Origin of the sequence: Sutcliffiella rhizosphaerae (assembly GCF_917563925.1) — a bacterium.
In the GTDB taxonomy this organism is placed as follows: domain Bacteria; phylum Bacillota; class Bacilli; order Bacillales; family Bacillaceae_I; genus Sutcliffiella_A; species Sutcliffiella_A rhizosphaerae.
On record NZ_CAKJTJ010000001.1, the window covers coordinates 44,569 to 64,287 of the forward strand.

The 19,719-nt window shown below is 36.2% G+C and carries 19 protein-coding genes; 4 read left to right on the forward strand and 15 right to left on the reverse strand.

Annotation, left to right across the window (positions count from 1 at the left end; genetic code table 11):
* Positions 1-32: 32 nt before the first annotated feature.
* From LRP81_RS00250 to LRP81_RS00265, 4 genes are all read right to left on the reverse strand, one after another.
* Positions 33-857, reverse strand: coding sequence for a M55 family metallopeptidase (locus tag LRP81_RS00250; protein ID WP_230499231.1), 825 nt, complete (start codon positions 855-857; stop codon positions 33-35).
* 848 nt (positions 858-1,705) lie between these two features.
* Positions 1,706-2,218: a type 1 glutamine amidotransferase domain-containing protein gene (locus LRP81_RS00255; RefSeq protein ID WP_230499232.1), complete on the reverse strand. Its 513-nt coding sequence runs from the start codon at positions 2,216-2,218 to the stop codon at positions 1,706-1,708.
* Positions 2,219-2,311: 93 nt separating this feature from the next.
* A complete protein-coding gene (locus tag LRP81_RS00260; RefSeq protein WP_230499233.1) occupies positions 2,312-3,601 on the reverse strand; it encodes a lysine N(6)-hydroxylase/L-ornithine N(5)-oxygenase family protein in 1,290 nt (429 codons plus the stop codon).
* A gap of 301 nt (positions 3,602-3,902) precedes the next feature.
* Positions 3,903-5,171, reverse strand: coding sequence for an ATP-binding protein (locus LRP81_RS00265; RefSeq protein ID WP_230499234.1), 1,269 nt, complete (start codon positions 5,169-5,171; stop codon positions 3,903-3,905).
* 293 nt (positions 5,172-5,464) lie between these two features.
* Between LRP81_RS00265 and LRP81_RS00270 the strand changes: the two genes are divergently transcribed.
* Entirely contained in the window at positions 5,465-5,614 is a 150-nt protein-coding gene (locus tag LRP81_RS00270; RefSeq protein ID WP_230499235.1) for a hypothetical protein, read from the forward strand.
* 110 nt (positions 5,615-5,724) lie between these two features.
* On the opposite strand, the gene LRP81_RS00275 is transcribed toward LRP81_RS00270, so the two are convergent.
* Positions 5,725-6,768, reverse strand: coding sequence for a TolB-like translocation protein (locus tag LRP81_RS00275; RefSeq protein ID WP_230499236.1), 1,044 nt, complete (start codon positions 6,766-6,768; stop codon positions 5,725-5,727).
* A 125-nt stretch (positions 6,769-6,893) separates the two neighbouring features.
* Positions 6,894-7,964 carry an undecaprenyldiphospho-muramoylpentapeptide beta-N-acetylglucosaminyltransferase gene (locus tag LRP81_RS00280; protein ID WP_230499558.1) on the reverse strand — a complete coding sequence of 357 codons (1,071 nt, stop codon included), beginning with the start codon at positions 7,962-7,964 and terminating at the stop codon, positions 6,894-6,896.
* A gap of 329 nt (positions 7,965-8,293) precedes the next feature.
* On the opposite strand from LRP81_RS00280, the gene LRP81_RS00285 reads away from it, so the two are divergent.
* The gene (locus tag LRP81_RS00285) at positions 8,294-8,536 is read left to right on the forward strand and encodes a DUF2626 domain-containing protein (protein ID WP_230499237.1); all 243 of its coding nucleotides are present in this window, start codon (positions 8,294-8,296) and stop codon (positions 8,534-8,536) included.
* 38 nt (positions 8,537-8,574) lie between these two features.
* On the opposite strand, the gene LRP81_RS00290 is transcribed toward LRP81_RS00285, so the two are convergent.
* Positions 8,575-9,699 (reverse strand): class I SAM-dependent methyltransferase, encoded by a 1,125-nt coding sequence (locus LRP81_RS00290; protein ID WP_230499238.1) that lies wholly within the window; start codon positions 9,697-9,699, stop codon positions 8,575-8,577.
* Positions 9,689-10,321: an MBL fold metallo-hydrolase gene (locus LRP81_RS00295; protein WP_230499239.1), complete on the reverse strand. Its 633-nt coding sequence runs from the start codon at positions 10,319-10,321 to the stop codon at positions 9,689-9,691. Before LRP81_RS00295 ends, LRP81_RS00290 begins: the two co-directional genes overlap by 11 nt.
* A gap of 92 nt (positions 10,322-10,413) precedes the next feature.
* Between LRP81_RS00295 and LRP81_RS00300 the strand changes: the two genes are divergently transcribed.
* The gene (locus LRP81_RS00300; RefSeq protein WP_230499240.1) at positions 10,414-10,884 is read left to right on the forward strand and encodes a hypothetical protein; all 471 of its coding nucleotides are present in this window, start codon (positions 10,414-10,416) and stop codon (positions 10,882-10,884) included.
* Positions 10,885-10,986: 102 nt separating this feature from the next.
* Complete coding sequence (locus LRP81_RS00305) at positions 10,987-11,160, forward strand: DUF2759 domain-containing protein (RefSeq protein ID WP_230499241.1); 174 nt, start codon at positions 10,987-10,989, stop codon at positions 11,158-11,160.
* Positions 11,161-11,225: 65 nt separating this feature from the next.
* On the opposite strand, the gene LRP81_RS00310 is transcribed toward LRP81_RS00305, so the two are convergent.
* The 7 genes from LRP81_RS00310 to LRP81_RS00340 all read right to left on the reverse strand — a co-directional run bounded on the left by LRP81_RS00310 (position 11,226) and on the right by LRP81_RS00340 (position 19,630).
* The gene (locus LRP81_RS00310; RefSeq protein ID WP_230499242.1) at positions 11,226-11,543 is read right to left on the reverse strand and encodes an MTH1187 family thiamine-binding protein; all 318 of its coding nucleotides are present in this window, start codon (positions 11,541-11,543) and stop codon (positions 11,226-11,228) included.
* Positions 11,544-11,559: 16 nt separating this feature from the next.
* Positions 11,560-12,687, reverse strand: a complete 1,128-nt coding sequence (locus LRP81_RS00315; protein WP_230499243.1) for a YqgU-like beta propeller domain-containing protein — start codon at positions 12,685-12,687, stop codon at positions 11,560-11,562.
* 229 nt (positions 12,688-12,916) lie between these two features.
* Complete coding sequence (locus tag LRP81_RS00320) at positions 12,917-14,110, reverse strand: M14 family metallopeptidase (RefSeq protein ID WP_230499244.1); 1,194 nt, start codon at positions 14,108-14,110, stop codon at positions 12,917-12,919.
* 194 nt (positions 14,111-14,304) lie between these two features.
* Entirely contained in the window at positions 14,305-16,200 is a 1,896-nt protein-coding gene (locus LRP81_RS00325) for an LTA synthase family protein (protein ID WP_230499245.1), read from the reverse strand.
* A gap of 376 nt (positions 16,201-16,576) precedes the next feature.
* The gene (locus LRP81_RS00330) at positions 16,577-17,536 is read right to left on the reverse strand and encodes an ROK family glucokinase (RefSeq protein WP_230499246.1); all 960 of its coding nucleotides are present in this window, start codon (positions 17,534-17,536) and stop codon (positions 16,577-16,579) included.
* A 14-nt stretch (positions 17,537-17,550) separates the two neighbouring features.
* A complete protein-coding gene (locus tag LRP81_RS00335) occupies positions 17,551-17,742 on the reverse strand; it encodes a YqgQ family protein (RefSeq protein ID WP_230499247.1) in 192 nt (63 codons plus the stop codon).
* A gap of 451 nt (positions 17,743-18,193) precedes the next feature.
* Positions 18,194-19,630 carry a spore germination protein gene (locus LRP81_RS00340; RefSeq protein WP_230499559.1) on the reverse strand — a complete coding sequence of 479 codons (1,437 nt, stop codon included), beginning with the start codon at positions 19,628-19,630 and terminating at the stop codon, positions 18,194-18,196.
* Positions 19,631-19,719 lie beyond the last annotated feature (89 nt).

Below are 19,719 nucleotides of genomic sequence, written 5' to 3' on the forward strand. Positions count from 1 at the left end.
TCTTTCACTCACGCTTTCTTACCCTATATGGCTTAATTAAAAGTTGTTCTCATGGCGAGCTCCGTCATGACAAGCATTGCTTGATAGGCTTCTTTAATATCTTTTGCCTGAAATGTAACAGTTGTTGTTCCAGGTTCAATCTGGGTTCCAGGCATTAGATTTGCCCATTCGGCTTGACCGTAATTAGCAAATTCAATACGTAGGGTAGGTTTATCTGGTGGAACTAAAGGTTTGATGTTTTGATAATCGTTTAATGCAATGGAAACCTGTTTTTTTATTAAAGATTGTGCTTTTTCAGGTGTGAATGATTTTGCGGCCGATCGGGATACGGCTTCCTTTACAACTGCGCAATGTATCCCAGGAATGAGTGCTTCAGCTTCTAGAGCTGCCTGATCATCCCCAGCAACCATGATTACTGGAACTCCATAATATCCAGCTACATAAGCATTAAACCCTAATTCTCCAATCTGAACATCATTTATGTACATATTTCTTACTCCAAATATCATGGAATGGGTCATGACGCCTTTTAAAGATGCTCTCGCATGATAACCGATAAAAATGGCAGCATCAAAGCTTTCATCTAATCCTTGTACCATTGAGAAGGGTTTCACATCACCAGTAATTAACTTTGTATCAGGATGGAGCTCCTCTATTAATATATTGTTCATTTTGGAATGACTGTCATTGACAACTACTTCATTCCAGCCCTTTTCAAATGCGGTCGTTACTGCCGCATTAGCTTCCTGTGTCATTATTTTTCGACCACGTTCATAATTATGTAATCGAGAGTCCACATGGGTATGATCTACTAAACCACTAATACCTTCCATATCCACGGAAATATACAAATTCATTGACTTCCCCCCTTATATTACAAAATACTTACAATTTTCTTAATATTATAACAGTATTATTATTCTGATTCAATTAAACTATAAAAATATGAGTCTAATTATTCAAATAATTTACAATAGTTTGTCGAACCTATAGAATTACTAGATAATTTGACATTGAAATATATAGAACAATTTCCACTGCCATTTTATAGATTAAAAGAAGATAATTAAAATCGTATTCCAGTAAAATTTTATGGGAAAAGAAGGGATTTTATTTCACTAATTATTGGCAAAGGAATTGTATTTTCTATATAGAAAATGCTCAGACTGGTGACAAACCCATTTTTTTAGACTTTGCATTGAACTGTTGATCTTCGTTACAGACGCTTCGCTTTCCGCGGGCGGTCCGGGAACCTCCTCGGACTGCGTCCTGTGGGGTTTCCCATGTCCCTTCCTCCCGCAGGAGTCTTCGCGTCTTTCACTACGATCAACATGGGAATTGCATTAACTTTAAGAAAAAGTACCTTTGTCTTCACACTGTGCTTTTAGCCTTATACACATAGATTTAATTATTTCTAATTAATATATACTTTCCAAAAAAAGAAACATTGACAATAAAATCAGACTAAATGTTTCAAAAAAAGAACTTGCTTTTTCTTCTAGCCCTTACTTTAGGAACCCCCGAAATTAAGTGGGAGCGTCTACAAATTTTGTATGACCCTTCCGTTCCAAGCACGGTGCTTTCCACAGGTTTTTGTGAACCCTTTCGTCACTGAATCTCAAAAGGGGTTCGGAATATGACCATTCCGAACCCCTTTTATCTACAAACTGGAACTATCAAATAGCCAGTCCTTTTTTATTTTGTTTTACAAAAGCTTTAATGACTCTCTAATAAACGCTGGAATGTCATCTGGTGTCCGACTGGAAACAAGCTGATCGTGGCAGACTACCACTTCTTTATCATGATAGTTTGCTCCAGCGTTCTGCAGATCGACTTTAATAGATGTGTACCCTGTCACATCTCGACCTTTTAATGCTTCAGCTGTAATTAGAAGTTGTGGACCATGACAGATTGCAAATACTGGCTTTTTATCATCCATAAATGCCTTCGCAAACGTGACAAAGCGATCATCTGCGCGGAGAATATCCGGTGAAAAACCTCCTGGAATAAAAAGAGCGTCAAAATCAGATGGATCTACATCTTCGATTCCTGCATCTGTAGTAACTTCTGTTTGATTTTTTTTTCCTTTTACCGTCTCTCCTTTTGATTTTTCAATAACGGTTAATTGATGTCCAGCTTCCTTAAATGCTTTTTCAGGCTCCGTGTATTCTGAGTCTTCAAATTCATTGGTTAATAGTACTGCGATTTTTTTACTCATCTCTAACGTCTCCTTTGTTCAATAATTGGCTGGGTGCCCTGCCTAAGGTTATACACCAATAAAATACCCGTCTTGCTATAAAGTAAACGTGTTTCAATCACCTGGAACAAACTGTTGAAAGATCGTATTCTTCGGAATTGGATAAACCTCTTTTCCAGCGACATCATTGATAATAGCCTGATTTCGCATAACTGCCAGACTCAAATTTGTCGCTGCTGTGCCATGTGAATGTTCTAAATTTGTAGAAATGTAAATATGATGGTCTTTTTTTCCTTTTTGAATGAGTCGGAATTTTTCATCGACCTTGAACTCTCTTGGGCTTTCCCATTCTAATTCCTCTTTTTTATCCCATATCCATTGTGGAATATTTGGCTTATATCCGGTTGCCAACACTACCTTGTCCACTTCTATCGAAAATTCCATTTCTTTTTCCCATTGCAGGCAATGGACCTCTAGTTTCCCGTCGGTTTCATTTATACCTGTTATCTCCGTTAATGGCTGAATCGTTATGTTCCTCTCCTTCCCTTCAACTGAGCGATTATATAATAGATTATAGATGTTAATTAACGTTTCTTTATCAACGCCATTCCTAACTGTATCCATTCTATCGATTGCGTCTTTTCTTTTACTATAGGATAGACTTTGAAAATAGCTCACATAATCCGGTGAAAACACTTCCTGCCCCAACTTTGCCATTTCAAGCTGTGAAATTTGCGGAGACCTGGTTAACCAAGTTAATGAATATTGGAAATGCTTCTGATTTTCCAATAGCTCATAAAAAACCTCAGCTGCACTTTGTCCTGAGCCAACGACAAGAACAGAGCGAGCATTTTTGATATCTTCTGCTGCTTGAAGATAATCACTTGTATGTATGATATGTTCATTTTGTACTACATTTTCTGGAAGGAATGGAACACTCCCAGTTCCAACAACAATATGTTTGGTAAAATAAACATGGGTTTCATTCGTTACTGTGTTTTTCACTTTTACTTCATAACCTTCGCTGCATTTCGTTACATTCATTACCTCTGATTTGAAATGGCAATTAGGAAGCTGCTCAACTACCCATTTTGTATATAAATTATATTCACGCCTAGGTATATCAAAACGTCTGTAAAAATAAAATTGATATAATCTGTTTTTTTCATGTACAAAATTTAAAAAACTGTATCTACTTGTTGGCTTTGCAAATGTTACTAAATCCGCAAGAAACGGAACTTGAAGATCAGTTTGCTCTATCAACATCCCAGGATGCCAATTAAAGCTTTCCTCTTGATCAAAAAAAATTGCCTCCACTTCTGGCACATCATCCAGTAAAGCAGCAATTCCCAAATTAAAAGGACCAATCCCTACTCCAATTAAGTCATATATTTTCTTAGTCAAATTTATCCCCCACTTTTTCCTACTAATATCATGTATATACCCTCATTTTTCTTTTTACACCCTGCAATATTAGAAAAGCGCCACGCAAAATTTGACTTGATATGAACTCTCTCAGTGATTTGGTTCTGGTACCAAAAATAGCTTTATACATACTGTAAATTCTCTTCAACAAAAAAAGGACAGAAGCATCTCTGTCCAAAATAATCCCGTGTACGAAAGGAGAAGGAAGCTGCACACGATATAGTTTATGCATGATGCTATAAATGGCTTGGTCATCTATCTTCTATCAAAAGCACATTTTTTATGGTGTAGGTAGAATAATGCTAACAGTTGTACCTTTCCCTTTTTTACTATTGATTTGTAAGGATCCATCATGATCCTGGATAATTTTTTTGGTAATGGTAAGACCTAAACCCATTCCTCTTTCCTTTGAGGTAAAGAATGGATCACCTATCTTTGTAATGTCAGTTTCACTGATTCCATCCCCATCATCTATCACTTCAAGATTAACTTGTCTATTCGAGATTTGTTGACAGTTGATAACGATGGTACCCCCGGATGGCATTGCCTCCATTGCGTTTTTGATAAGATTAATGAGTACTTGCTTCAGATTATTCTTATCACCTTTTACCGTTATTCCCTCATACTGTTGCTGAATATTTAACGTAATATTATTATTACGGGCTTCATTATCGACTAATTTAATGACGTATTCAATAATTTCTGAAACTTCAACTGATTGAAGTTCTTTATTTTGTGGTTTGGAGAGGACCAGTAACTCCGAGACGATTTCATTGATTCTATCTATCTCTGATAAAACAAGATCAACATGGTGCTTGTCTGCTTTACCAGATCTATCTATAAGTTGCATAAAACCTTTTATAGATGTAAGAGGATTTCTTATTTCATGTGCAATACCTGCTGATAACTCTCCTGCCACAGACAATTTTTCTTTCATGAGGAGTAATTGTTCAGCCTTTTTCAAAGAACTAATATCTCTTCCAATAGTGACAAGCGCCTTTCTTTTTCCATCTGGATAAAAAAGAGGGACTTTAATGACGTCGAAGGTCTTCCTTTCTCCGTTTGCCAAAAAGAAGGATTCTTCCGCTCGACTTATTTCCCGACCTTCCCAAGTTTGTCTATCTGTCTCTGTACAATACTGAAACGCTTCCTTAAAAAAAGGGGAGAACTCTCCAAGTTCTAGATCTGTTTTCCCTTTATAGTCAACATTCTGTAATTCATACAAGGAAAGACCATAGTCATTGGTCTTTAACCATCGTCCCTCACCATCTTTGAAGCAAACAAAATCGGGCATGTTATTAATAAGGGTGGAAAGTTCTTGTTCTTTTTGTTCCAACTCCTTAAAAGCAACATGCTTTTTCATTGTCAGATGAATTAGGATGGTAGTTAAGATAAGAAAAAACCAACCCTTCAGTAAATTAATATACTCGGATAATTCGATATAATTATTTTGTTTTAGGACGTAAATCCAATAATCAGAAAGAGTTAGCCATATCACTCCAAATAATAAATAGATTAAAGGAATATATTGCTGCCATTTCTTTTTCATATTATACCTCTGACATATTCATTTTGTACAAATTGTAGAATAAGAATGTAATCACTATTATTTCTAATATTTAAGTTACCTTTTATTATATCTTTTCCTAACAGTTATAGATATAAAGTCCTGGTTGGGAAAGTTGTCTCTGTTTTTGTCGAATTATGATGGATTTTAACACTAAACTTTCCTAAACTTCATTTTTCATCCATATAATTGTATTTATTTTATTTCAAATAAAAGTAGTTTAGTCCTTAAGTATAAGGGTAAATAGTAGGTAAACGAACGAGGAGGAATAAGCCATGGAAGACAAAGATGTAAGAGTTGATAAAAGAGAAACAAAAGAAGATAGAGGAATGGTCGCTTCCACTTTCATAAAATATACCGCCTATTTAGTAATATTCTTCGGTGTCATTTGGTTTATCATCAATTACTTATTACCAATGTTTTAAAAATTTCTAGGTAAAACAACTATAGTTTTCAGTAGTTGCATGGTCCAAGCTATCTTGGACCATGCCTTTTTATATGCTTATCAGGTTTAAATGAATTAACTATAAATGTACTAAAGTGCAGTACCTGAAAATTGTGGCATTTGCAAGGTGATGAAGTGGATATCATTACCTTCGATATCAACTCCCCACAGCTTATAGTTCGGCTTTCTCCGCATCCATCCTTGATCTTGAATAAATAACAACCTGTCCTTTCCATAATAAAATACAGGCTCTGTTATTAAAGTACGGAAGCTTGTAATGCTCTGTACTTCATTATTAGTGAGATCCATTGTGTAGAGTTCGTAAATGTACTCTGATTTTTCCCTTGGATTTTCACTTCCAGCTGAAAATGCAATGACACTTCCATCAGGTGATATTTTGGCGCTATATAAGATGTTATAGTGATAATCCATTTCTGGGATTATTTCTTTTTTTTCATTTGTTGTAGTATCAAATATGACGAAAGAAGAATCCACCTCATTTTTTTTGTTTATATGATAATCTATATATCCTAGCTTCCTTCCGCTCGAAGTGAGGGATAAACTTCTTTTTTTGAAACTGTTATCAGATGTTAGTTGTTGCTTGTCTCCTCCTGCAAGTGTTCTTTTAAAAAGGTTTATCGTAGTTGGACCTTCATCGTCCATATAGCTTTGTGCACTGAGGTAATAAATACATTGATTATCTTCTGAAAAGATGGCATCTGTAATTAGTTCTTCCCCATCCGTAACCTTTGTAAGATTGGATCCGTTCGCGTCCATCACATATAGTGTTTGTTTTATCTCTCCCTTTCCCTTTTCCTGAGAAAGAAATAAAATCTTACGCCCATCGTTAGAATAGCGAGGTTGAATGTGACTTTCATCTTCTCTTGGATAGGTTAATTGATTTACCATCGTCCCATCTATATTTGCTTGATACAAAGCAGCATCACCGCTTTGATAAAAAGAAAAAATAATGGTATCGTCATTGGGAGAAATAGAGATAGAATCTCCAAAGCCGTTATCAATTGGTAGCCAAGAACGTGTGAAGTGTTCTGAAAAGAAGTATAGAAGTACTGAAATGATAATGACAAAGGCTATCAAAGAAATAGTAAACAATTTTAATGATTGCTTTTTCATAGATATAAGCCTCCCTTCTCAAAAAATCTCTTGCTAGCACTGTATATGTTTCTAGTCTGCCCTTAATGTTACATTTTACATATATAAAAAAACCAACCTACTAGTAATGTAGATTGGTTCTTGGTTTACTTCGCTGCTTTCACAATTTCTTGAAGTATAATTTCTAACGTGTTCGGTGCGCTATTCTCCGTCATTTTCTTCTGCAATGTTGCTTTCTCTGCTTTTAAGGAATCTAATTGACTTTTTAATGACTCTGTTGTTAACTCCTCTTCAAAAAGTACTTTAGCGAAGCCTTTCTTTTCAAAAGATTGTGCGTTTAATATTTGATCTCCTCTGCTTGCCTGGCGGGAAAGTGGAATCAAAAGCATTGGCTTTCGCAATGCCAAAAATTCAAAAATCGAATTTGCACCTGCTCTTGAAATAATAAATTCAGATGCGGCAAGTACATCTGGAAGCTCTTGATTAATATATTCAAACTGCTTATATCCCTTTATCCCTTGGAAAGAAGGATCCATATTCCCCTTTCCACAAATGTGGACAATTTGATACTCCTCTGTTAAAGAATCTAAAAGCTTCCTAAGAGTCTCATTGATTTTTCTGGCTCCAAGGCTTCCTCCCATAATGGTGAGGATTGGCTTTTTATCATGAAAACCAAGCCATGCTCTTCCTTCAAGTTCTCTCCCTTTGAACAGCTCTTCCCGGATTGGTGAACCAGTAAAAAGAACTTTATTGTTAGGAAAGTGGTTTAACGTCTCATCAAAGGTAACAAGTACTTTTGTAGCGAACTTTGTTGCAATTTTATTAGCAAGACCAGGAGTGATATCAGACTCATGTATGATAACCGGTATTTGGAGCATTTTTGCTGCCATTACCACTGGAACAGTGACAAATCCCCCTTTGGAAAAAACTACTTTTGGTTTTTCTTTTCTTAAAATAAACAGCGCCTCGAATGCACCTTTCATGATGAGCAGAGGATCGGTAAAATTTTTCCAGTCAAAATATCGTCTTAATTTTCCACTGGATATGCCATGAAAAGGTACTTTTTCATTGCCGATAATTTCTTCTTCTATGCCTTTCCGTGAGCCGATATATGTAATGCTCCATCCATCAGCTTTTAATTTATTCATAATAGCAATGTTTGGTGTTACATGGCCTGCTGACCCACCGCCTGTAAATACAATCTTTTTATTTGTCATTCTTTCATCATCCTTCATGTACTTTCTCCACTCCATTATAACGAGGAACAGGCTGGAAGACCACCTATTGAAATATTCTCTATTAATTTGGTCAAAATCCCTATGCATTTCCTTAACCTTACAAATTGCACGATAATATGTTGAATGAATGATTTCATGCACTCTCATATAAAAAATATGTATGCATAAACTAGATAAGCTTGGAAAAAATGAACTTATCATGTAATCGTCACAAACTAGATACAAACGCTTGTTTACAAGTAAAGTACTCCTACATTATAATAGGTAAGTGACAAGCATAAGGATTAGTGCGTAAGGAGGGGATACATATGGATCGTATGTACCGTGTAATGGGTTTTTGGACAGGGATTTTTGCAGTTATGTTCTATCTTGGCCACATGACTCAAGCGTCTTTACTTTTCTTCGGACAAACGGTATTCTTCATTTTATTAAGTTATCTTAAGCTATCTGAACGTATGTACATTTATGTTTTCGGAGCATATTTAACCATTTTCTTTGTTGCCTTCACGTATTATACAACATTTTTAATGGTTCCAGGTGGCGGTCATTAAACATACGTAGTTTTACCATAAAAAGCGATTGACTAGAGTCAATCGCTTTTTATTTGTTTGCTCCATCCATCTGCACCTTTTTCATGAATAAGCACATAAAACGAGTTACTCCAGCTCCCATCCATGATAAGAGATCGAATCGCCCTATTCCTTTTACTTTTTTCGGAAAAAGGGTTAGGATTGTAATGTTCTTGGAGGTATTCCATTATCCCTGCCTTTACTAAAAACTCCCCTTGCCTTTTTGTACAAATATGCGTTAGAGCTTTTTGACTATATGCATCTTCAAGTGAATCTAAGTGAACATGGGTCGTCAAATCCATTTCGTACGGGTGTAATAGAGGATTTGGGATCATCGAATGCTGATAATACCCCCTTAGGCTTCCTGTCTTCAATTCTTCCCTAGATAGCTCAGCTAACCTATATCCATAGTCCACCGTTATAATAGATCCTCTATTGAGCTTTTCTGCTACAGTAGAGGCATACTCTAGCATAGCTAAGGGTACTTCTACCCGTTGTCCCTCACTTAAGTCCAATTTATTACTAGTCAAATATTCTCTAATGTCCTTATTTTGTAATGGTGATTTTTTCTCTTTCAAACCCTCGTTAGAATCAAGCGTTACGAATACTTCTACGATATCCGACCCATTTTTTTCAATTACATGGACAGGCAGGGCATCGAACAGTTCATTGGAAAAAATCATCCCTTCAAAAGTATGTTGTGGCATTTCATCAAGCGAACGATAGTAACGGATAGGAGCATCAGCAGGAATTTCTTTTTCCTGTAATTTCAAGTGATAGGGACTGGCTTCGATCATATAATAAGTAAGACTTTGATATAATTGTTTATCAAGCTCTCTAATTTCTTCAAGAAAATGGCGTGCAAACCGCCCATTCCCTCCTCCTATTTCTAAGAAAAATGGGGGGATTCCGGTCTGATAAATATAATTTACAAAAAGCTTTGCAAAAACTTTTCCGTATATATCATGAATATTACTTGATGTAAGAAAGTCACCTTTCGTACCGACCTTCTCCTTCTCCCTCATATAGTACCCATTAACCGGATTATAAAGAACTTCCTGCATATAAGCTGCATAATTCATTTTTTGATCTGTAGATGCGTCGATTTTCTCTTTAAGCTGATATGGAAGCATGTTAAAACCCATTTAAGAAAGGATTGCTGTCCATCTCTCTTTCTATCGTCGTTGTCATTCCATGTCCAGAAAGTACGGTTGTTTCCTCTGGCAGTGTCAGCAATTTATCGTGAATACTCTTGATAAGCAAATCTTGGTTCCCACCAGGTAAATCAGTTCTACCAATACTACCAGCAAACAAAGCATCACCTGCAAAAACGACTTTTGCAGCAGGACAATAGTAACTTACACTGCCAGGAGAATGTCCAGGAGTAAAAAGAACATCCATTTCAAAAGTAGAGATAACCAGTTTGCTTTCTTCTCTAAGAAGATTATCAGCAGGACGGGCAGTTATTTTACCGAACTGAAAGCGATGTGAGCCATTTAAAGCAGGGTCCGTCAACCAGTCTTTTTCTTTTTTATGTACATAAACAGGAATATCCCACTTTTCTCTTACCTCGTCCACTGCGCCAATATGATCAAAATGAGCATGAGTGAGTAAGATTGCAAGAGGTTTTAGTGAATGTTCTTCTATATATGCATTAAACGCTTTCCCCTCACTTCCGGGATCAAAGATCAAACATTCCTTTTTATTATTAATTAAAATGTAAGCGTTTGTTTGTATTGGGCCTAAAGGTAACTGAATCCATTTCAATTTTTCCCACACCTTTCCTTGATGTATCTATTCATCTATTCTACACTAAGTACAAGTACATGAGAAACGAAAGGAAGCTGCTAATGAGGTTAATGTTTGGGTTAGAAATTCAGTGCGGAGAAGAACAACCAGCATATTTTCAAAATCTTCTTTTACAACTCAAAGAAATAACAAGTATTTTTGATGTTGATGGGAATTTATTAATAACTAACGCATCATTGGAAGCAAAAATGGTAAAAAATCTGTTAACCGATCGAAGTATTCTAGAAGAATCATATGCATTAATTTTTCTCGAAACTCCTAATGCTAGCCCCTTATTTACTGATTATGGGTTTATGACCGACCAACACAATCATTTCGTCTACAAGGATATGGTTTCTATCTTTAAAATAGTAAGTGGGAAAAAGGAAGATATAGAGATGGCACTCATTCAATTTGAGGAAACAATTATTGGGATAGAAAATAATAAATTATATATTATTGATAAAGATAGTACAGAATATATTATAAAAGTTGCAAAGGCATATGACATAGAAGTGTCATTTTTTGACCTCGACAAATAATCTAAAAAGCTTTAAAATGTAGTTGGAGTGTAATTTACCATTACATACTTATTTTCAACTATTAACACAGCAATAGAATGATCTCTGAAAGGGGCGTTAACCTTGCCATTAGTTATTATTTTTGGGCTAGTAACTATTTTATCCGTACTTGGATTAGTACGTTCCGTAAAAGAAAAGAACTTCATGGGAGTACTTTTCTCTTTTGGAACAGTGGCTGTTTTCGGATGGTTTACAGTTATGACAATCATTAAATCTGGTTACCCGGTCGCTCACTAATTATTTTTAACGTATTAAGAGGCTGTTCGTATCTTACGGACAGCCTCTTTTCATTTATAACAGCATTATTTTATTGTACGTTTTGATTCAACGGATTGTAGTTTATCCTCCATCTGAACACTTCTATCTCGACGGTCATCAATCCTGATATTTGTTGCTACTCTATGCATACCTTTTTGGAATGGTGCTTCATGGATCACCTGTACAACATGCAAAAGTGTTGGCAACTCTCCCTCGATAATAGTGCTCATAGGAGTTAGTTTATAATTAATTTGACCTTCCTTTTTAAATTCTTCCAGAATATCTTGTATATCTGCCACATACTCGCTAACACTTGGGCCATTCGTACCTATTGGTATGACAGTAACATCAATTATTGCCAATCTAATCTCCTCTTTTCTAAGAAAACTCAACCAAATCCACGGTTTCACTTGTTGGCAAAATGATCAATTGCTCTAATTGATAACCATATAAGCAATAAAGTCCATTGGGGGAAATCCGTATTGGCTTATTTTCCAAATTTTCTTTCAGAACCTTCTTTTCCCCTTCTTCCATATCAATGGCTACAAGTTGAAAATTTTCCGTATAACCTTCGATACTGCCGCCATTATGAGGCAGAAAAGTATAAAAAAATGGGTTTACAACATCATTATAAGGAATAAAATAATTTGAGTACAATGTTAGTACAGGTACTGGCTGAAAATGAAGACGCTCCATATGTGGTAGGCGATAAAAAGTATACATTCCTTTATGTTGCTCATCTATATCACCTAATGTAACGAGAAAATCAGGAGAACTTCGGAACATCACCACATCATCCAAGAGTTTTGTTTGTTTATACTCTATCCTATCCAAACTGTACAGTGGGGCAGTAAGATTCGGTGTCTCATCATTCCAGTCAAGGTATACTAACTTGTCTTGTGATAACCACTGAGGGAATGGATCTTCTAAATCCTTCTTTACCATATTTCCTGAATTCACATCAAGCATAAAGCTTGTATATGTCCAATCTTCCTTAAAAGAAGTAACGATGATTTCACTTCCTGTGAATGGGTTCCATGAGAATACAAGGTCATAGGATTCATCAAATTCCCAACTTCCCTGTACTTGCGCCTCACGATTTAAGACAGTGAGCCTCCCTTTCGAATAGTCAGAAGAAGTCCGAACCAAAAACAAGCTATTGTTATAATTCGCAGTAACAGACATCACTTGTTCATCTGATTCATAAAACAAATTTGATTCGCCTGTCAAAAAGTGAAAAGTTTCAATTTTCGAGCCAGATTCATTACTCGTAATGTAAAGGACTGTTTCATCGTTAAGCCATTCAGCAACGGAACTGAAAGAGTCTGTATTTATTGTTAGCTTTTCTAATTGTACATGATGAAAGAAAAAAGGGTTGAATGATTTTTCTTTGATATGATTTGAAAGAAAAGGTGCATTATTAACTATTTTGGGGTGAGGGGAAGATTGGCATCCTGACATAATAATAATGGAAAAAATGAAACAACTAATCAGAATTTTTTTCATTGCACCCCTCCTTTTCTTTATCTTTTAAATACGGCAAACTTCGAAATACTTGTAATTAATGTATTTCTTTCCTTTTCCAAAAATAAGTCCATCTATATTACGATTATGAAGCAGAAAAGGTTTCAAGACAAGCAAAATCATTTTCATATTCCTATAGTAATATTTAATCATTTTTTCATAATAAAAAGGCACTAGATTACTCAGTGCCATTTGAAGAATATACTTCCTCCTAAAGGTAAAGTGAGGCTAAAAATATGCCAAGTGTTTTTTGATAAATAGTCCCATATTGTGAAAGTGGCAATGGATTAATACCTTTTCCAAGCTCTAGTGTAAACCCTGGTTTTCTGAACTGTTGAATATACCAATCTTTAAACCCTGCATGACTATCTACATACCTGACGCTTTTATACGTACTAACTCTTTCAAATTCATACGCAATACTACACGATACCTCCGGTTCCAATCCTTCGTAACCCCAGTAGAACTCTTCACCTTGCGTATGAACTGCCACCACTAGGTCAAACTTTTCTTTTTCAGCCAGTTTTGCCATCGCTATTGCCTCAGGCTCTGTTAATGGTGTCTCACCAGGGTAATCCCTTGGAGAAGGTACCTTTTCTTCTTTTCTTTCCTTTTCAATCATCCAATTAGCTGGAAAATGTTTATTTAGGTCGACACCTCGAATATTGGATTTCCAGCCTTGAAAATCTTGATGATTTTTATTTATTTCCTTCACCAAATGATCATACTTAGTTTGGAACGGTGGCCCATTCACCACCAAGTCTACCCCATCTGGATTCACCATAGGGACAATGGATAGTCGAGTCTGATGATAGCACGCTTCCATGGATAATCCTCTTATAGGAGTGGAGTTTGTTAATCCAAGCAAGTACTCATTCAGGAGATTCATCGTAACTGCTGATGTTATCCATTCATTAGCATGAAAGCTTGCATTCCAGTGTACCTTTTTACTCCCTTTTCCAATCCCTAAGTGAAGCAACGGTTTCCCCATCACAGATTGTCCAATCGTACTGCAGCTTAAAAAAGGATAAATTTCTTGTAACTTAGAGATATCGCGTTGAAGTGAATGAAAGTCATATGGTTTATTATTTTGCACTACACTTTCAACTACTCTTTTAGGGACCAGAATTTCATCACCAGCCACTGGCAGCGAAAGCCTTAAATTTTGATTTAGTAAATAAATACTGTCCACTGGCAAATTAAATAAATTTGCAATTACCTCAATCGTTTCACCAGGTTTTACTATATAACCGATACGAATGAACCCTGGGATGGCAATTTCAATTCCATTCGCTAATGGATTTAATTGTTTGTCTTTATTGGAGTCCTCGACTAACTGCTGAGAGATATTGAATAATTGGCTATAGTACCATATAGAATCTCCTTTTCTTACCCTTACCTTCACCCTATCCACCTACCAAACAATGCCTTTTACTCTACCTTATGGATACAGAGTAAGGTTTAGAACGCAGGGAAGTGAATAATTGAATCTTAGGAAAAGCGCAAACGCCAAGGGAAGCATGATTGTCGCAAGACCCATTTTTTTAAAAATGAAAAAAGCTGGATAACCCATTGGGCATCCAGCTTCTTATAATTGTGTTACTCCACTAATTTTGTCTCATCTAGTTGGATGGAAGTACCATCATAAAAGCGGAGAAGGTCTCCATAAATAATTTGATCAGAATATTGAAGTTCTTTTTTTGCTTTCTCCATATATGGTTCACATGCAGATTGATCAACTTCTTCTTCAGTTTCTTTATCATAACAAGCATTTTTCGTATAGACTACTTCATCTGTTACGAAGCCTCCGTCACGGAAAACAACGAAATCACTGTGTTCTGCTGAGAATAAATCCTCACCGAATTGGATATCATTCTTCGTTTCCATACCCATTAAATGCTTGATTGTTGGTTTAAGGTCAATTTGACCTCCAATTGTATCAAACTCTTTTGGGTTCTTGTCTGTAACACCAGGAATATGGACAAACAAAGGCACTCGTTGTAATTGAGCATTTTCAAAAGGTCCAATTTCTTTCCCTAGATACTGACTCATCGCTTCATTATGGTTTTCAGAAATTCCATAGTGATCTCCGTACATTATAATGATAGAGTCTTCATATAAACCAGCAGCTTTTAGCTCATCAAAAAATACTTTTATTGATTCATCCAAGTAGCGTACAGTAGGGAAATAACGATTTAATGTCCGGCTGTTGGAATCGAACTCATCAACGAACTTATCTTCTTCATCCAAAACAAATGGGAAATGGTTCGTCAACGTAATAAACTTTGCATAAAACGGTTTTTCAAGTCCCTGCATATGAGGAATTGACTGCTTGAAAAACTCAATGTCTTTCAAACCCCATCCTACAGAATTCTCTTCATTCACGTCATAGCTTTCAATGTCAAAATATTTTTCATATCCTAATGCGTCATACATTACATCACGGTTCCAGAAGCTTTTGTTATTGGCATGGAAAGTAACCGGTGTATACCCTTGCTCCTGAACCTCATTTGGTGTAGCTGTATGAAAATCATTAGTTCCATGAGTGAAAAATACTGCCCCACGCCCAACTGGGTATAAGGAATTATCTAATAAGAATTCAGAATCGGACGTCTTCCCTTGCCCAGTCTGATGATAAAAGTTATTAAAGTAGTAACTTTGATTTTTGAGCTCATTTAAGAATGGTGTAACTGGTTCACCATTAATTTCATTATCGATAACAAAACTTTGTAATGATTCCAGTTTTACGACAATAACATTTTTTCCTTCTGCGATACCGTATAAGTCTTGATTAGGCTCTTTATAATTAGCATAAATATAATTTTGAATTTCAGCCAATTCACTACCATCTGCAAGTGCGCGTTGAGCACGGGTTTTAGACTGTAGCACGGCATCATATACATGATAATTGTACGTACCTAAGTTTTTCACAAGAATTTCACGGTCAAATGTTCTCGTCAATAATTGTGGTCTTTCTGTTTCTGCCAATCCAAGATTAAAAAGGAATATACCAACAATGGACAAGAAATACATTTTACGTACTTTTGGTCTCCATGTAGACATGCTTACAAAAGAAGGTGTCCATTTGGCTAAAATTATTAAAATAATTACATCAGAAAACATTAATAAATCTATTGGTTTCATCAATTCTGTAATACTACCGCTAAGATCGCTCATATTCCCTGATTGGAAAAGAAGGGGGATAGTGATAAAATCATTGAAAAATCGGTAATAAACGGCATTTGCATAAAGGACAAACGAAACGATAAAACTTGTAATGATTAAATATCGCTTCATCCCCTTTTCCTTAAATAATAATCCTAATCCTGCTATCAAAAGTATGAAACTTAGCGGGTTTATAAAAAGGATAAATTCTTGTTTCAAGGATTCAATTGTAATATTAAAGCTTGTTTTGTAAACAATATACGTTTTTATCCAAAGCAGGACAACTGCAATCAGGATAAACGGCACTTTTGATTTAAAAGCTTGCTTCATCTTTATACCTCCTAAGAAAGACAGGGAAGCTCTTTATTATTATTCATAAAAATTCTTATTAGATGTAAGTGGGTAAAAACATTTAAGAAGCCAATTTTTTAGGCTACGACATATCTTAAAACTTTTTTTACAAAAAATCAATGGATAATTAATACTGCTTTAATTTGGGAAAGCTAGAATAGTAGTGTCGGATCGCAAAAGGACTTATATTATATAGACGATGTACAAGCAAAAAAGTTTCACAGAAAAACAATGTTTATATTTTCTGAATTTTCAAAACAAAAAGACCTCTTCGACGAAGAAGCCTCTTGATATCAGGTTGTATACGCTTCTCTCTTTAGTTTTACCCTACAAAAAGAAAGTATAAACCATCCATTTATAATTTTGTTTTTGCTAAATATGCTCCACCAATTACACCTGCATCATTTCCCAAAATTGCTTCCACAACTTTTATACCAACTTTTGTTCTAGGGAAAAGATGTTTCACAAATTGTTCACGAACTGGCTCAAGCAGCTTTTCTCCTGCTTTTGAGACCCCACCACCAATGACAATCTTTTCAGGATTCATTGCATTGGCAAGATTGGCAAGTGCAAGTCCTAGATGAGACGTAACGACACTGACAACTTTACTAGCTAATTCCTCCCCAGCTGCATACTGGTCAAATACTAATTTTGCTGATAATCCTTCTTTCTTCGCTACTTCTTCCAACTTACTTCCTGGATTTTCATTTATTAAGTTATTTGCAATTCGAACGATACCAGTAGCAGATGCTATGGTTTCAAGACAGCCAGTTTTCCCACAATTACATGGTGCTCCACCTTCTGCAATAACTGCAATATGTCCGATTTCACCACCAGCTCCATTAATGCCGTGCACAATTTCACCATTGGTAATAATTCCACCGCCTACCCCTGTACCAAGCGTCACGCAGATAAGGTCTTTAGAGCCATCGCCAGCACCTTTCCACATCTCCCCGATTGCGGCCAAGTTTGCATCATTGTCCACTACAACCGGCAGCCCTGTCTCAACTTCCAGAAGGTCTTTTAGTGGATAGTTTTCCCAGCCAAGATTAATTGCTTCATAAATTAGCCCTGTAGCCATGTTTACAGGTCCTGGCGCTCCCATTCCAAGCGCTTTCAATTTAGATTTTGATTCACCAAGCTCTTCCAATTTTCTATCAATAGCTTTTGCAATATCTGTTGTAATGTTCTTGCCTTTTTCACTAATATCCGTTGCTATTTCCCATTTATGTTCAATTTCACCGTATAGTGAAATGAATGCCATTTTAATAGTAGTCCCACCTAGGTCTACTCCAACCAACCATTTGTTTTCCACTCTTCTCACCTTTTCTATGTTAATTTTGAAGATTCATTTCTTAATATGATCATGACTGCCTGAAAACTTTTGGCGTCCAGTACATTAGATCGGTATAATTCTCTGATTTCGTCTTCCATCATTTCAATGTCAGCCCATTTATCACCAGTGTAAATAAAGGTACCATAACGCTTTAATAGTTGTCTTACATCATATATTGTATTCATGACTTCACCTTTTCTCCATTACTATGTAAAAGGGTAGCTGCTCTTACTTAGTATAAAGCATTCCAATCCAACGTCAATACCAAGAAAAGCGCTAGACATGTCGGGATTTTGATCAATGGCATGGCACTATATCATGAAGCAGAGCCTTTCGCACGAATTTCAATTAGTTTGGCTCCAACTTATCGCTATTCCGCACGAACTTTCCTCATTTTCGCATCAACTCACTTTCAAAAATTGTCGTGGTGAACAGGAATGTCACTTTATGCACTGGCAATCATAAGACGAGCCGATTTCTCATACTTGATGGTACGGCTTATGACCTCAATGCTTTTGATTTCTCGAGAAGCCACCCCTTTCTTCATGAAAAAAAGCCCAAAAACTTGGGCTTACAGTGAGTAAAAAAATTGATTACTACCTTTTTCTAGTGCTGTTTTTTCCTGAGTGTGCACTCTTATCGATCTGGATCTTCAGGGTGTAAAATGACAGGTCTTCGGTTTTTTAAAGGGATAGGCGACCGGATTAACACGTCTCTAAATCCGCGAAAATTAAACGGTATGAACGGCCATAAGTAAGGGACATTGTATGACTTCATCCTTAGTAAAAATAGGACCAAGAAAACAAGGCCGATCATAAAGCCGATTACTCCGAAGATATAAGTTGCTGCAAGCAAGACCAAACGGAACAGTCGATTAGCTAAACTAAGCTCATAGCTAGGTGTAGCAAATGTTCCAATTGCCGCAATAGCTAAGTACAATATAATTTCTGGAACAAACAAGCCCACTTTAACAGCTACATCCCCTATAAGTATTGCTGCTACTAGTCCGAGGGCTGTCCCTAAGGAGGTTGGCGTATGAATAGCTGCCATCCTTAGCATATCCATCCCTATTTCAATAATAAGAATTTGTAGAATTAAAGGAACTACCCCAATCTCACTTGGTCCAATATAAGAAAGCTGTTCAGGTAGTAGATTGGTATTAGTAGCAAGTAAATACCATAAAGGAAGAATAAAAATGGAAGCCCAAACTGCTATAAATCTAACTAATCTTAAATAAGCACCTACAATAGGTTTATTTCGATATTCTTCGGCATGTTGCAAATGATGCCAAAAGGTAGCTGGTGTGATTATGACACTTGGAGAATTATCGACAATAACTAAAACATGCCCTTCATATAAATGAGCAGCTGCTGTGTCAGGTCTTTCAGTATATCTTACCGTCGGATAAGGGTTCCAATGTCTACCTCCGACAAATTCCTCCAATGTTTTTTCAGCCATCGGTAGACCATCTGTATCTATCTTCTCCAACGATCTTTTTATTTCTTCTACTAGCTTCGAATCTGCCAACTCATCCAAATAACACAAGCTAATGTCTGTTTTTGACCTTCTTCCTACTTGTAAATATTCCATTCTAAGCGAGCTATCCCTTACTCTGCGGCGAATTAATGCGCAATTAAAAATCAATGTTTCGACAAACCCATCCCGTGATCCCCTAACCACTCTCTCCATGTCTGGCTCCTCAGGACCTCTAACTGGATAGGTTCTTGAATCAATAATAACTGCCTCCTGAAGACCCTCCACTACCATTACAGTTGGTCCTGCCAATACTTGATCCACTACTTTTTCCAAATCATCTGTTTTATCAATTTCAACGTAAGGTATGTAAGTCTTTAACAACTTATCAAGGGGATGTTCCTCTAAGTCTTCGGGTAAAAGTTCGGATAAGAATTTCATAAGAAATAACATGATTTCATCTTTTCCGAACCCATCCACTAAAAACATGCCGATTTTTCTACCTGCATAATGTAGATCCAAATAGATTAAATCAAAACTTTTTTCGACAGCCATTCTCTCTTTTAAATAGCTTATATCTTCATCAAAGTTTCCTGACATTATTTTGGTTGGTTTGTGCCAAGTCAATATGAACACCTCCTTCACAAAGCTCTCATTCATTTTTTGCTAAAGATATGTAAAACATGCAA

Bases quoted from the DNA above. Each gene is read 5' to 3' on its own strand.
- LRP81_RS00250 (WP_230499231.1), bottom strand. From the start codon at position 857: ATGAATTTGTATATTTCCGTGGATATGGAAGGTATTAGTGGTTTAGTA.
- LRP81_RS00255 (WP_230499232.1), bottom strand. From the start codon at position 2,218: ATGAGTAAAAAAATCGCAGTACTATTAACCAATGAATTTGAAGACTCA.
- LRP81_RS00265 (WP_230499234.1), bottom strand. From the start codon at position 5,171: ATGAAAAAGAAATGGCAGCAATATATTCCTTTAATCTATTTATTATTT.
- LRP81_RS00270 (WP_230499235.1), top strand. From the start codon at position 5,465: ATGGAAGACAAAGATGTAAGAGTTGATAAAAGAGAAACAAAAGAAGAT.
- LRP81_RS00275 (WP_230499236.1), bottom strand. From the start codon at position 6,768: ATGAAAAAGCAATCATTAAAATTGTTTACTATTTCTTTGATAGCCTTT.
- LRP81_RS00280 (WP_230499558.1), bottom strand. From the start codon at position 7,964: ATGACAAATAAAAAGATTGTATTTACAGGCGGTGGGTCAGCAGGCCAT.
- LRP81_RS00285 (WP_230499237.1), top strand. From the start codon at position 8,294: ATGGATCGTATGTACCGTGTAATGGGTTTTTGGACAGGGATTTTTGCA.
- LRP81_RS00290 (WP_230499238.1), bottom strand. From the start codon at position 9,699: ATGGGTTTTAACATGCTTCCATATCAGCTTAAAGAGAAAATCGACGCA.
- LRP81_RS00300 (WP_230499240.1), top strand. From the start codon at position 10,414: ATGTTTGGGTTAGAAATTCAGTGCGGAGAAGAACAACCAGCATATTTT.
- LRP81_RS00315 (WP_230499243.1), bottom strand. From the start codon at position 12,687: ATGAAAAAAATTCTGATTAGTTGTTTCATTTTTTCCATTATTATTATG.
- LRP81_RS00325 (WP_230499245.1), bottom strand. From the start codon at position 16,200: ATGAAGCAAGCTTTTAAATCAAAAGTGCCGTTTATCCTGATTGCAGTT.
- LRP81_RS00335 (WP_230499247.1), bottom strand. From the start codon at position 17,742: ATGAATACAATATATGATGTAAGACAACTATTAAAGCGTTATGGTACC.
- LRP81_RS00340 (WP_230499559.1), bottom strand. From the start codon at position 19,630: ATGTCAGGAAACTTTGATGAAGATATAAGCTATTTAAAAGAGAGAATG.